Origin of the sequence: Pseudomonas sp. UC 17F4 (assembly GCF_900101695.1) — a bacterium.
GTDB lineage: Bacteria > Pseudomonadota > Gammaproteobacteria > Pseudomonadales > Pseudomonadaceae > Aquipseudomonas.
On the sequence record NZ_FNKV01000001.1, the window covers coordinates 3,720,893 to 3,733,518 of the forward strand.

General features: G+C 62.9%; 14 protein-coding genes. 8 read left to right on the forward strand and 6 right to left on the reverse strand.

What is annotated here, in order from left to right:
- Nucleotides 1-28: 28 nt before the first annotated feature.
- From BLR26_RS17080 to BLR26_RS17105, 6 genes are all read left to right on the forward strand, one after another.
- The gene (locus BLR26_RS17080; RefSeq protein WP_371128648.1) at nt 29-790 is read left to right on the forward strand and encodes a fimbria/pilus periplasmic chaperone; all 762 of its coding nucleotides are present in this window, start codon (nt 29-31) and stop codon (nt 788-790) included.
- A 35-nt stretch (nt 791-825) separates the two neighbouring features.
- Nucleotides 826-1,395: a fimbrial protein gene (locus tag BLR26_RS17085; RefSeq protein ID WP_093383016.1), complete on the forward strand. Its 570-nt coding sequence runs from the start codon at nt 826-828 to the stop codon at nt 1,393-1,395.
- A gap of 127 nt (nt 1,396-1,522) precedes the next feature.
- Entirely contained in the window at nt 1,523-1,891 is a 369-nt protein-coding gene (locus tag BLR26_RS17090; RefSeq protein ID WP_176794258.1) for a fimbrial protein, read from the forward strand.
- Nucleotides 1,888-2,406, forward strand: a complete 519-nt coding sequence (locus BLR26_RS17095; protein ID WP_093383022.1) for a fimbrial protein — start codon at nt 1,888-1,890, stop codon at nt 2,404-2,406. Before BLR26_RS17090 ends, BLR26_RS17095 begins: the two co-directional genes overlap by 4 nt.
- 8 nt (nt 2,407-2,414) lie before the next feature.
- On the forward strand, nt 2,415-2,945 hold the full coding sequence (locus BLR26_RS17100; RefSeq protein ID WP_093383024.1) for a fimbrial protein: 531 nt from the start codon (nt 2,415-2,417) through the stop codon (nt 2,943-2,945).
- Nucleotides 2,946-2,982: 37 nt separating this feature from the next.
- Nucleotides 2,983-3,840 (forward strand): hypothetical protein, encoded by an 858-nt coding sequence (locus BLR26_RS17105; RefSeq protein ID WP_093383026.1) that lies wholly within the window; start codon nt 2,983-2,985, stop codon nt 3,838-3,840.
- A 74-nt stretch (nt 3,841-3,914) separates the two neighbouring features.
- On the opposite strand, the gene BLR26_RS17110 is transcribed toward BLR26_RS17105, so the two are convergent.
- The 4 genes from BLR26_RS17110 to BLR26_RS17125 all read right to left on the reverse strand — a co-directional run bounded on the left by BLR26_RS17110 (nt 3,915) and on the right by BLR26_RS17125 (nt 8,485).
- Nucleotides 3,915-6,362, reverse strand: a complete 2,448-nt coding sequence (locus tag BLR26_RS17110) for a TonB-dependent receptor (RefSeq protein ID WP_093383029.1) — start codon at nt 6,360-6,362, stop codon at nt 3,915-3,917.
- A 76-nt stretch (nt 6,363-6,438) separates the two neighbouring features.
- Nucleotides 6,439-7,272 (reverse strand): FecR family protein, encoded by an 834-nt coding sequence (locus BLR26_RS17115; protein WP_093383032.1) that lies wholly within the window; start codon nt 7,270-7,272, stop codon nt 6,439-6,441.
- Nucleotides 7,269-7,790, reverse strand: a complete 522-nt coding sequence (locus tag BLR26_RS17120; protein ID WP_093383035.1) for an RNA polymerase sigma factor — start codon at nt 7,788-7,790, stop codon at nt 7,269-7,271. Before BLR26_RS17120 ends, BLR26_RS17115 begins: the two co-directional genes overlap by 4 nt.
- Before the next feature lie 263 nt (nt 7,791-8,053).
- Complete coding sequence (locus BLR26_RS17125; RefSeq protein WP_093383038.1) at nt 8,054-8,485, reverse strand: nuclear transport factor 2 family protein; 432 nt, start codon at nt 8,483-8,485, stop codon at nt 8,054-8,056.
- A gap of 208 nt (nt 8,486-8,693) precedes the next feature.
- On the opposite strand from BLR26_RS17125, the gene BLR26_RS17130 reads away from it, so the two are divergent.
- Nucleotides 8,694-9,395, forward strand: a complete 702-nt coding sequence (locus tag BLR26_RS17130; RefSeq protein ID WP_093383041.1) for an EthD domain-containing protein — start codon at nt 8,694-8,696, stop codon at nt 9,393-9,395.
- Here the strand turns inward: BLR26_RS17130 and BLR26_RS17135 are convergent.
- Nucleotides 9,392-9,868, reverse strand: a complete 477-nt coding sequence (locus BLR26_RS17135; RefSeq protein ID WP_093383044.1) for a nuclear transport factor 2 family protein — start codon at nt 9,866-9,868, stop codon at nt 9,392-9,394. The two genes, BLR26_RS17130 and BLR26_RS17135, sit on opposite strands and share 4 nt — an antisense overlap.
- A gap of 105 nt (nt 9,869-9,973) precedes the next feature.
- Here BLR26_RS17135 and BLR26_RS17140 point away from each other — a divergent pair, with 105 nt between their 5' ends.
- Nucleotides 9,974-11,827, forward strand: coding sequence for an ABC transporter ATP-binding protein (locus BLR26_RS17140; protein WP_093383047.1), 1,854 nt, complete (start codon nt 9,974-9,976; stop codon nt 11,825-11,827).
- Nucleotides 11,828-11,851: 24 nt separating this feature from the next.
- Here the strand turns inward: BLR26_RS17140 and BLR26_RS17145 are convergent, their stop codons facing one another.
- Nucleotides 11,852-12,463, reverse strand: a complete 612-nt coding sequence (locus BLR26_RS17145; RefSeq protein ID WP_093383050.1) for a dTMP kinase — start codon at nt 12,461-12,463, stop codon at nt 11,852-11,854.
- Nucleotides 12,464-12,626 lie beyond the last annotated feature (163 nt).

Below are 12,626 nucleotides of genomic sequence, written 5' to 3' on the forward strand. Positions count from 1 at the left end.
CCGGCACCTAATGCACTTAATACGGCTTATGACCATGAACGATTCAACCTTCGCCCCCCTGCCCCTGCTGGCCCTGCTTGCCGTTGCCATCGCGCAACCGGCCAGCGCTGCCGTCTCCCTGGACCGCACCCGGGTGATTTTCACCGGCTCGGAAAAGTCCATCAGCCTCAACATCACCAACCAGAACGAGCAACTGCCGTACCTGGCGCAAACCTGGGTAGAAAACGAGCAGGAACAGAAAATCACCAGCCCGATGGTGGTGCTGCCGCCGATCCAGCGCCTGGAGCCGGGTGCCAGTAGCCAGGTGAAGATCCAGGGCCTGCCGGAACTGAACAAACTGCCCCAGGACCGCGAATCGCTGTTCTATTTCAACCTGCGTGAAATCCCCCCGCGCAGCGACAAACCCAACACCCTGCAGATCGCCCTGCAAACCCGGGTCAAGTTGTTCTATCGGCCGGTGTCGATTGCCCCGAAAAGCGGCATCAACCAGGCGCCCTGGCAAGAGCAGCTGACCCTGACGCGCCAGGACGGCCGTTACCAGGTCAACAACCCGACGCCCTACTACGTGACCGTGATCGATGCCAGCAGCACCCCGAAAAGCAGCACCGTGGCCGACTTCAAGCCGCTGATGCTGGCGCCGCAGGGCCGCGCTGACCTGGGCGTTGCCAGCAAAGCGCTTGGCGACAAGCCGGTGCTGACCTACGTCAACGACTACGGTGGCCGCCCGCAGTTGCAGTTCGATTGCGCGGCCAGCACCTGCACCGCCACCGCCGTTGCCGAGAAACGGTAACACCTTGAACCTCACGCACTGACAGGGGCCTCATCATGAACTTCAGCAGCCGTGCACTGATGGTGCTGGGCGCAAGCGTCACCACGCTTGCCCTGGCGGCAGACAACGGTGAACAGAACGCCTTTTTCCAGATCTCCGGCACCTTGCTGGAAAGCGCCTGCTACCTGGACCCGGCCTCGACCTATCAAGAGCTCGACCTCGGCGATCTGAGCACCGCTGCCCTGTACCGGCCGGGCGATCAAGGCACGCCCAGGGCCCTGCAATTGCGCCTGCAGGGCTGCGTGCGGGTCAATGGCGGGCGCCAGGATGTACAGAGTGGTGCGCTGGTCTGGAGCAGTGTCGAGCCGGTGCTGGGCCTGAGCTTCAACGCGGTGGTCGACGCCGACAGCCCCGAGCTGGTGAAAGTCATTGGCGCCTCGGGTTTCGGCCTGCGGGTTACCGACGTCCGCGGCCAGGACGTGCGCCTCGGGCGTCTGGCCCCGGCCTGGTTCCTCGCCCCCGGCAGTAACCAGCTGACCTACTACGTCAGGCCCGAACGCACCACCGCGCCGCTGTTGCCGGGGCCGTTTCGCGCCAGCCTCAACGTCAACCTGGCGTATGACTGAGGTGGCGGGCATGTCGGGCATCAAGTCGTTACTGTGGGCGTTTGCGTTCGTCGTGCCGCTGTCGGCGGAAGCGGCTCAAGCCATGCTGATGAGTATCAAAGGGACAATTCGGGCAAGGCCGCCGTGCGTGATCAATGACAACCAACTGATCACCGCCCCGTTTGGCGATGTGGACACCACGGCGATCGACGGCAGCTACAAGACCATCACCCTGACGTATTCACTCAACTGCAGCCGCGCGGTGAAAAGCGAGCTGAAAATGAAGGTCGAGGGTCAAGGTGCTTCGTTTGATCGAACCTTGCTGCGGGTTCCGTCGTACAACAACTTGGGTATCGCCCTGAAAATTGCCGGGCAGAAGTACTCGCTCAATACCTGGCAAAACTTCAATGCCAACCTGCCGCCAACCTTGCAGGCTGTGCTGGTCAAGCGCCAGGACAGCGACATCGCCGGTGGCAGTTTCACAAGCGGAGCAACCCTGGTGGTGGATTACCAATGATCAACGACATCATGCTGCGAACCATCGCCTATGGCGCAGCCCTACTGCTCGGCAGTGCCTTGGCCGTGCCCTGTCACGCCAACATGGAATTCACTGGCACCCTGATCACGCCGCCGGCCTGCGTGGTCAGCGACAAGGGTGGGCGCATCGACGTGCAGTTCGCCGGCAGCGTGGTGCCGAGCAAGATCGACGGCCAGCGCTATCGCCAGGCCATCCCCTACCAGATCGACTGCCCGGGTGCCGGTGCCCCCGGCAGCAGCTACAACATGCGCCTGACCCTCAAGGCCATCGCCACCCAGTTCGACCCGGCGGCCGTACAGACCTCGGTCACTGACCTGGGCATACGCATCCTGCTTGGCGGCACCGACTTCATCCTTAACGAGCCGCGGCAAATCGACAACAGCAACGGTGCCGTCCTGCCTCGGCTGGAAGCCGTACCGGTAAAGAACCCCGGGGCGACGCTGGGCAATGGCGACTTCAGCGCTTCAGCGTTGCTGATGGCCGAACTCTACTAGGAGGTTTTATGCGCACGTGGGCCATGACCACCTTCTGCTGCCTCGCGGTCGCCTGCTGGCTGCCTGCGAGCGTTGCCGACGAGGACAACATGTACTTTCGCGGCACCCTGGCCGAAGAACCCTGCACCCTGGCGGTGGAAGACCAGGCCATCGAGCTGGATTTCAGCAGCGTCAGTGACAAGGACCTGTACCTGAATCGCCGTACCCTCGCCCGGCCCATCGTGCTGCACCTGCAGAGCTGCGACATGAGCCTGGGTAAACGCCTGGTCAGCATTACCTTCAGCGGCACGGAAAGCGGCGAACTACCTGGCTTGCTGATGCTGCAGGGCGCTACCACAGGGGTGGCCATCGGGCTTGAGACGGCGCGGGGAACTGCCCTGGCGCTGAACCAGTTGCAGCCGCTGGGTGAGCTGGTCAGCGGCGACAACCTGATCGGCTTCAGCGCCTACCTGCAGGGCGAACCCGAGGCGCTGGACAATCGCACCATCGGCCTGGGCGCGCTGGAAGCATCGCTGACCTTTGCCCTGAGCTACGACTGATGCACGCTTTTTTTTGCACTTTTTACCGAGGCACACCGTGTTTATTTCACTGAAAAACCTGACGTTCATGGCGTTGTTGTGGGCCCTTATGCTCGACGCACACGCCTTGACCATTACACCGACAGAAACTCGCTATGAAGCCGCCGGCAATCGCTATTACTTCACGGTCACCGATTGGTCCACCAGCGACACCAGCCGCAGCTTCTGCATCAACCCTTTGAATCCGGAGGCTGACAACGGCTGCATTCTGGAAGCCGGTTTAGTCACGGAGCCGGGCTCGCCTTACTTTATCGCCACGCAAAAGATTGCGACCTTGCCCAATAGCCGAACCATGGGGCAAGCGCTGCAAGACCTCATGAAGCAGGGCTTCAGTGTTCCCTTGCGGGTGTCGGTGCTGGTGCCGCGCAGCAAGGACATTCCACCCGGTGCCTGCCTGACGCTGATTGCCTTTTATCCCGGAGTCGGTGGCATACCCGGATTCGGGCCGTGCGTCGCACCTGTAGCTCCGGTTGTGCAGTGCGATTTGACCGGCAACAACAGGATCGACTACGGATGGCTCAATCTTTATCAGGACACGGTCGAGGGGGCCAAAGCGTCGACGTGGGTCGACATCATATGCACCGGGCCGACAACCGTGAGGGTCAAGGCCGGGTATCCAGACAGCTCCGGCATTCCCGTGGGCAAAGGGGTGAAGGCGACGCTGGATATTGATGGCCAAGATATCGGCGTGGTGGGTAACTCGACCCAAGGCGGCTACGACCTGGTGCTTGAGGGACCCGACAAGTGGTGGTGGAGCGAAAGCAAAATAATTGAGTCTACGCTGCACACCGGAGGTAAAACCCCGGAAACCGGCGAGATGTCGGGTTCAACCTGGATCGAGATCTACATTCCTTGAGTGTTGGCTGCCAGTAAGGTCGAAGTCCAAGGACTCCCGGAGTTCGACCTTACCGGCATACTACTGCATTGCTCTTACCACTGATGCGTATAACTCGCCGTCAACACCGTCCCCGGCGCCGGTAGGTGGCTGGTGTTGTTGCTGTTGCGCATCAGCTGGCTGTACAGCGGGTAGTAGTCGCGGTTGAACAGGTTCTGGATACCGACGCTGACCTGATCGTCCGCCGTCACCTGGTACTGGCTGATCAGGTCGACCGTGGTGTAGCCATCGACCTTGCGCCGACCGAAGCTGGCGACGCCATCCAGGCGATAGTCATCGCCGTCAAAATAGGTGGCTTGCACGCGGTTGCTCCACACCTCGCTGGGCTTGAACTGCACATAGGCGGTCAGTTTCAGCGGCGGGATGCGGTAGCCGGTCATGTCTTGCCAATCGCCGCCGTCCGGCTGCTCGCGGCCTTTCATCCAGGTAAAGCTGCCACCGGCGCCCCAGCGCTCATCGCCGGTCAGCCAGTCGGCGCTGCCTTCCACGCCGTAGATGCGCTCCTTGGTGCGGGTGAGGATCAGGCCGTTGTTGAAGCTCTGCACATCACCCAGCTTGGAGGTGGTGTAGAACACCGCCAGCGACGCCAGGGTCTGCTCGCCCACGGCGCCGCGCCAGCCCAGTTCGTAGTTGTTGGTTTTCACCGGCTCCAGGTTCGACGAATCGATATCAAAGCCGCGCCGGGCATTGCGCAGTTGCACGCCAATATCGGGCAGCTGGAAGCCCTGGCTGAACGCCGCATAGAGCGCCTGGCCGGCCACCGGTGAGTAGGTGACGCTGAGGTTGGACAGCACCGAATCGTAGTGCACCTCGCCGCCCTGCACCGTGGCCGGCTGGACAGCGGCCGATTCCGACAGCGGAATGAAGTCATCGTATTCGGCGGTGGCGTACTCGTAGCGCACGCCGCCTTCCATCGACCAGTGCTCGTTGAACTTGTGCTGCAACTGGGCAAAGCCACCGACACTGCGCGAGGTCAGGTCGGGCATGTAGGTCAGCTTGCCGATCTTGTCGAACACCCGGCCGCCGCTGGCGTCGTACACCTGCGGGTCGAAGATGTCGATCGGCATGTCGCTGCGCTCCTGGTTGAAGTCGCCGCCCCACAGCAGCTCGGTCGTGCCGGCGCTGCCGATCGGGGTGCGCAGGGTCACGCGGCTGCCGAACACTTCGCTGTTCTGCATCACCTGGTCGACATTGCGCCCGCGGGTGGCCACCGCCCGCGCATCAAACGGCGTGAAGCGGGTGAAGTAGTCGCGGTAGTAAAGCTGCGCATTGAGCGTGCCGCCGAGGATGTCGGTGTGGGCGTATTCAAGGTTGAGCAAGGTGTTCTTGATCTGGTTCTGCTCATCCAGCGACAGCCCCGACAGCGGCCGGGCCGCTACCGAGCCTGGCGGCAGGCGGGCAACCGAAGGGTCGGAGGTGTAGTCGGAGTTCTGCTCGGCGTTGTAGTGGCTGGCCGACAGCTGAATGCGCTGCACATCGTCGATGCGCAAGCCCAGCTTGCCGCCGATGTTGTAGGTGTTGGAGTCAAACAGGTCGCCCTGGCTCGGCTCGGGCGCTATACGGTGGCCTTTGGCGTCATAGGAGGCGCCAATGTGCCGGGCGCCAAAATCCAGGGCGTAATCGACCTGGCCCTGAGAGCCCGACAGGTGATGCTGCAACTGCCCGCCGAGGCCGTCGCTGTCCAGTTGGCTCAGTGGCGATACAGCGCTGAGGGTGGTTTGCGCACGCGGCTCGCCACCGGCCGGGCGGGTGGTGATGGAGATGATCCCGCCGGTTGCCCCCGCGCCATAAATGGCGCTGCTGCCACGAATCACTTCGATGCGCTCGATCAGCGCCGGGTCGATGTTGGCCAGGTTGCGTGAGGAATCGCGGTTGGTGTTCAGCGGTACGCCGTCGACCAGCACCAGCATTGTCCGGCCACGCAGCGTCTGCCCGTAGTCGGTGATGGTGCGGCTGGAGTCCGCCATGCCGGGGATGCTTTTCGCCAGCAGGGTGGCCAGGCCATCAGAGCCCTGGCGCAACTGCTGCAGTTGCTCGCGCTCGATGACATTGACCTGCCGGGCTTGCGGCACCAGGTCGCTGTTCAGGCGCGACGAGCTGATCTCCAGGCTGGCCAGTTCCACTGCAGCCGAATCGCTGGCGGCCGCTTCTTTAACAGCCGAAGTAGCGGCCGGCAGCACCAGGTAGGTATGTTCGTCACGCTCCTGGGCGGTCAGCCCGCTCTTGCCCAGCAGCCGCTGCAGCGCTTGCTGCAAGGTGTAGCGCCCGCGCAGCGCAGGTGCACTCTTGCCGGCAGTGATGTCGCTGGCAAAGAGGATCTGCGCCGAGGATTGGCGGGCAACGGCGTTCAGGGATGTTTCCAGCGAGCTGGCGGGCACATCGAAATCGACCGGTGCCGATTGCGCCAGCGACCACTGGCTGAACAGCAGGCCGCTGGCCAGCAAAGACAGGCGCACAGGCGCACGCAGGAAGGGCTGACTCACGTTTTTAGGCTCCACAAAGTAAGGTTGCAGAGAGATAGCCGTCAGCACCGCCGCGCAACCCTACCTCTGGCGCAGATTATTTTTTCGTGTCGCGGGAGTTGATCAGCACCGCGCCATCGGCTGCGGTTGCAACGCTGACCGGCAGGATCGCCGGCAACAGCGCCAGCAGACGCTCGACATGCTCGCTGTCGAACACCCCGGATACCGGCAAGCGGGCCATGCCCGGGTCGATCAGCCTGATCGGCTGGCGGTGATAGCGCTGCAGCGTGGCGATGACCTCAGCCAACGGCGTGCTTGCGAACACCAGGCGGTTGTCTTTCCAGGCCGTGACATCATCGGCGCTGACCCGGGCTACCGGGACGGCGACGCCATCGCGCACGCGCAGTTGCTGGCCAGGTTCGAGCAACGTCACCGCCTCGGTGGCACGCCCGCGCACCGCGACCTTGCCTTCGGCCACGGTCACCTGCACGTCTTGCCCGTTGCGGTTGACGTTGAAGCGGGTGCCGACCACCCGCACCCCTGCCCCGCCGGCATCGACCAGAAACGGCCGGTAGATCCTCGGCGACACCTGGAACAGCGCCTGCCCCCGTTGCAGCTCGACCTGGCGGCTGCGCAGGTGCCAGCTGATGGTCAGCGCGCTGTCGCTGTCGAGCAGTACCTGGCTGCCGTCGGCCAGTTGCAGGGCCTGGCGCTGGCCGACCTGGCTGGCGATATGTTGAGTTTGATACGCAGGGTCCAGCCACAGCGCGCCCGCCGCCAGGGCCAGCACAACCAGCCCCAGGGTTTTGCCGGTGGCGCGCTTGCGCTTGGCGGGTGTAGACGCGGGCAGCGGGAATCGCTGCTTGAGCTCCTCGCGAAAGCGCGCCAGGGCTTCGTCTTCTTCGCGGTAGTCCTGGGGCTTGCGGCTCATGGCAGCAGCTCCGTGGCCAGGTGTTTGCGGCACGCACTCATACCCAGGCGCAGGTGCTTTTCTACGGTCTTGAGCGAGATGCCCAGGTGTTCGGCCACTTGCGCTTGCGGCAGTTCGTGCAGTTTGTGCATGACGAACACCGCCTGGCAGCGCGCCGGCAAGCTGGCAATCGCATCGGTCAGCAGCGCCAGGATGCGTTCCGCGTCAAGATGGCGCTCGAGGCTTGGGGCACCACTGGCCACTTCAGGCAAGGCATCAACGCCGATTATCCAGCCCTGGCGACGGCGCTCGCTACGGTAGCGGCTAACCGCGATATCGTGGGCGATCTTGCGCAACAACGCCACTGGCGTGCGCACGTCCTGTTTTTCGTCCTTTTCCAGCAACTGCAGGCACAGGTCATGCACCACTTCACGGGCGAACACCCGCTCGCCAAAACGTCGGCGCACATGGTCCACCAGCTCGTCATAATGACGGACCAAGGTTGCCAGGAGTGTGGGTTTGCTGGGCTCGACCTGCACGATGACCTGCGCGAAGGGAATGCCAAGGGAGGCGTGGCCGCGCAGTATAAATGCGAATACTTTACATTTAAAGCAAATACCGCATTCGCGCCTCCAGTCCCTTGACTAGGGTTTGTACGAAAAGTCGCCGAGCGGCGATCAGGCAAGGCGAAAACAGGCGAGGAACGGCCGGGGTCGCGCACGACTTTACGAGTTGTAAATGAGCATTCCGAGCCTGTTTTCAACGCAGCATGATCGTCGCGCAGGCACTTTTCGTACAAAGCCTAGCCCTCTACCCGCGAATGAGCGCTGAAGCAGGTCTCGATCAACTTCCACTGCCCGTCGATGCGCCGGTAACGATCCTGGTAAATACCACCCAGTTGTCGCGTGGCGCCGCTCTCGCCATCCAGGTTGAAGTAGTACAGGGCCCAGCGGCCCTGGGCCTGGTCGTCACCGGTCAGGTGTATTTCCGGGTTGGCGCCGTGATGCAGGTCGATCACCCGCGCGTTGCATGCCAGTTGCTGATAGAGCGCGACGAAACTGTCGCGATCGTGAAACGTCCCCACCGGGCCGTAGTCGATGAGGATCTCGCCTTCGGCAAAGCAGTCGCGGATGACCTCCACCTGCTTGAGGTCGCAGGCGTTGAAATAGCGGTGCTTGAGCTGGCGAATGGCGTCAAGCGCCTCCAGGCGGGCAATGCGGTGTTCCAGACTCATTCGGCTGACCTCACAAGTGGGTGTGGCTTGAGTCTATCGAGCCGCAGGCGGGTGCTGATCGTCCGTTGGGACTAGCTGTGGCAAAGCGTTTGAACAGGGGCCAGCGCTAGTCTGTTCGGAGGATTCCGTGGTTTCGCGTTGCCCCCAGCATGGCTTTGGGTCGATACCCCGCCCGCTCATTGACCAACTGCGAAGGACCTTGATCGCCATGGAAAAAGTCATCTACCTGCTCTGGCGCGACACCCAGACCCCGCGCGAAACCTTTGCCCGGCAACTGCGCTGCGAAGTTGCCGCGCAACTGCAGGCGCAGGGCGCGCAAAGGCTGCAACTCAACCTGGCCGACAGCGACGTCGACGCTGCGGCAGGCTTGCGCCAGGAGAACAACCGGCCGCTACCGCACGCCTGCCTGTCGCTGTGGCTGGACAGCGCCAACGCCAGTGCCAGGCAGCCGTTCGACCGGCTGATCATGGCGGCAACCGCGCGTATGGCGGCCTATCTGGTGTGTGAGTCCGAAGCCATCGGCAACACACGCTTTGCTTGCGCGCCGGGCGAGCGAACCTACGGTTTTGCGCAAGTAGCCCTGCTGACCCGCCCTCCTCGCCTGACCCCGCAGGCCTGGCTGGACATCTGGCGCAACCACCACACGGCAGTGGCCATCGACACCCAGGACAACTTTCAGTACGTGCAGAACCTGGTGGTGCAGGTGCTGACCCACGGCGCCCCGCCGATCGACGCCATCGTCGAAGAGTGCTTCCCGCCGGCGGCGATGACCGACCCTCACGCGTTCTTTGACGCGGTCGGCGACGAGGCGAAGTTCCAGCGCAACCTGGCAATCATGATGGACAGCTGCGCGCGCTTTATCGATTTCGACAAGATCGACGTGCTGCCCACCAGTCAATATCGCCTCTAGGGCCGGTCAAACAGGTTGGCCGTGACCTTGAACTGTGCAGGTATCGGTGAGGTCACGGTTTCAAGCAGGCGCTGGTAGCCTGTGGCAACGATCAACCAGCGCCCGTCACGCTTGACGTAGTCATCCTGGTACAGCGCCGTGCCGTGCAGCATCCAGTCGCCCTCAAGGTCGATGGCGTGATCTTCCAGGTACCAGCTGCCACGCGCGGTGTCGGCCGAGAGCATTTCGATCTGCGGATGGTGCCCGTGGTGTTTGCACAGGAACGTCGGCCGGTCGAGTATCGCCTTGAGCCCTTCAATAAAGGCTGCCCGGCTGTCGAAGCTGTATTTGCCGCCGTCCAGGGCGGTGGTCAGGTCTTCGGCCAGGCAGGCCTCCAGTGCCGTCCAGTCATGGCGATCAACCGCAAGAAAGTAACGGTACTTGAGCTGCTTGATGTGCTCGATCTCGACAAGGTCATCCAAAGTAAGGGCCATCAGTGGTACTCCTGGGGGTGGGGAGGCATCGGCACAGGATAGGTCGATGCCCACTGACGTCATCGTCCGGCTAGACTACAGGGCTACACGTTTTCGGAAGCCACCATGCTGCAGATCTTTGAACGCCGCCTCGACCCCTTCCCGCCCGACGAAGTACCACCGCCACCGGTAGGCCTGTTGCGCTTTCTGTGGGCCTGCACCCGTGGTGCGCGCGGCTATGTGCTTGCGCTCGCGCTGCTCAGTGCCAGTGTGTCGATCTACGAAGCCTGGTTGTTCGCCTTTCTCGGCCAGGTGGTCGACCTGCTCTCGACCTGGCAGGCCGGTGGCGCTACCGACGGCGAGGAGCGGCGCGTGCTGTGGGGCATCGGTATCGTGCTGTTGACCAGCATCGGCCTGGTGGCGCTGCGCACCATGGTCCAGCACCAGGTACTGGCGATCAACCTGCCGCTGCGCCTGCGGTGGGACTTCCACCGGCTGATGCTGCGCCAGAGCCTGTCGTTCTTTTCCGATGAGTTCTCCGGGCGGGTGACCACCAAGGTGATGCAGACCGCCCTCGCCGTGCGCGAAGTGCTGTTCACCCTGATCGAGATCATCCCCGGCATCGGCGTGTACTTCATCGCCATCATCGCCCTGGCCGGTGGCTTCGCCCTCAAGCTGATGCTGCCTTTTATTGCCTGGGTCGCCTTGTTCGGCCTGGCCATGCTGTACTTCGTGCCGCGCCTGGGCAAGGTCGGGCAGGAGCAGGCCCATGCCCGCTCTTCAATGACCGGGCGAATCTCCGACGCTTACACCAACATCACCACGGTCAAGCTGTTTTCCCACTCCAAGCGTGAAGCGCACTTCGCCCGCGCGGCGATGGAAGATTTCAAGCAGACCGGCTTTCGCCAGATGCGCCTGGTCAGCCAGTTCGAAATCGTCAACCAGGCGCTGGTGGTGGCCTTGATCATCGGCGCCGGCGGCTACGCCCTGTGGTTGTGGCACCAGGGTGACGTCGGCACCGGCGCGGTGGCGGCGATTACCGCCATGGCCCTGCGCATCAATGGCATGTCGCACTGGATCATGTGGCAAATGACCGCGCTGTTCGAGAACATCGGCACCGTGCAGGACGGCATGGCCACCCTCACCCGCGGCCCCAAGGTGCAGGATGCGCCGAACGCCGGCGTGCTGCAGACCCGCGGCGGCGCGGTGAGTTTTGACAATGTCAGCTTCAACTACAACGGCGAGCGCCAGGTGCTCGACGGCCTCAACCTGAACATCCGCGCCGGCGAAAAGGTCGGTCTGGTGGGCCGCTCCGGCGCCGGCAAGTCGACGCTGATCAACCTGCTGTTGCGCTTCTACGACGTCGACAAGGGGGTGATTCGCATCGACGGCCAGAACATCGCCGAGGTCACCCAGGACAGCCTGCGCAGCGCCATCGGCATGGTCACCCAGGATACTTCCCTGCTGCACCGCTCCATCCGCGACAACATCGCCTATGGCCGCCCGGATGCCACTGATGCGCAAATCCGCGCGGCGGCCTACCACGCCCAGGCCGATGGCTTTATCAGCCAGCTGAGCGACAAGCAGGGCCATAGCGGCTACGACACCCTGGTCGGCGAGCGCGGTATCAAGCTCTCGGGCGGCCAGCGCCAACGCATTGCCATCGCCCGGGTGATGCTCAAGAACGCGCCGATCCTGCTGCTCGACGAGGCCACCAGCGCGCTGGATTCGGAAGTGGAAGTAGCAATCCAGGAAAGCCTCGGCGAAATGATGCAAGGCAAGACCGTCATCGCCATCGCCCACCGGCTCTCGACCATCGCGGCCATGGACCGGCTGATCGTCATGGACGAGGGGCGCATAATCGAGCAAGGCACCCACGCCGAACTGCTCGGGCGCAACGGCACCTATGCACGGCTGTGGCAGCACCAGAGTGGCGGCTTTCTGGGTGAGGATCAGGGGCTGGCGCTGGCCGAGGAATAGCTAGCCGAGAAACAGTAGCCGTTGCTAGTGCAGGACTGCATAGATCGACGAAACCACCTGGCGGGTGGCTTCCTCGATCGTGCCTTCATTGCGGCACAGCACCCAGCCGTTATCGGCAACCGCCTGCTCGAACGCCTGGGTACTCGCCACGTGCTCTTCGAGCCTGTGCATCACCGTGCTGTTGAGCCCGCGGTTGCGTGCTGCGGCCCTCGCCCACGACACTTCAGGGTCGGTGACCACCCCGACATGCAGGTCCGGCACCCGTACGTTGCGCTCCAGGTTCAACTGCAGAATCTCGGCAAACGGCACTAAACGGCGAAACGCCGCATCGGACGGGTACCAGCGATCGATGAGGATGATGCTGTCGGCGGGCTGTTTGCTCAGCACATGCGCGGATATCCAGGTGCGGCTATCGGCCAGACGCTTGCACACGGCCAGTTCCAGATCCCGGCAGGGATTGCGCACCAGCTGGTTGACCAGGGCCATGGTTGCACCGCGAAAGGGATCGCTTTTTTTCTCGCACAGGCGGATCACCTTGTGCTTGTCGGCGCGCAAGGCTTTGGTCACGGCCTCCAGGAGCGTGGTCTTGCCGGTGCCCTTGGGCCCATCGAGGGAAACAAACAGCGGACGGTTCATGCTTCAAGCAACAATTGAGGGAGTGATGCGCACTCTACTGGTTTCTGCCGATCAGGTCTCGGTATCTCAGGTTTGCGCCGAGCATCGAACTGTAAATCGTCGATGTGAAGTGCGCAGGTTGCTGGCGATTGCCAAAATGTTCAGAACGTGCCGGTTTTCCAAC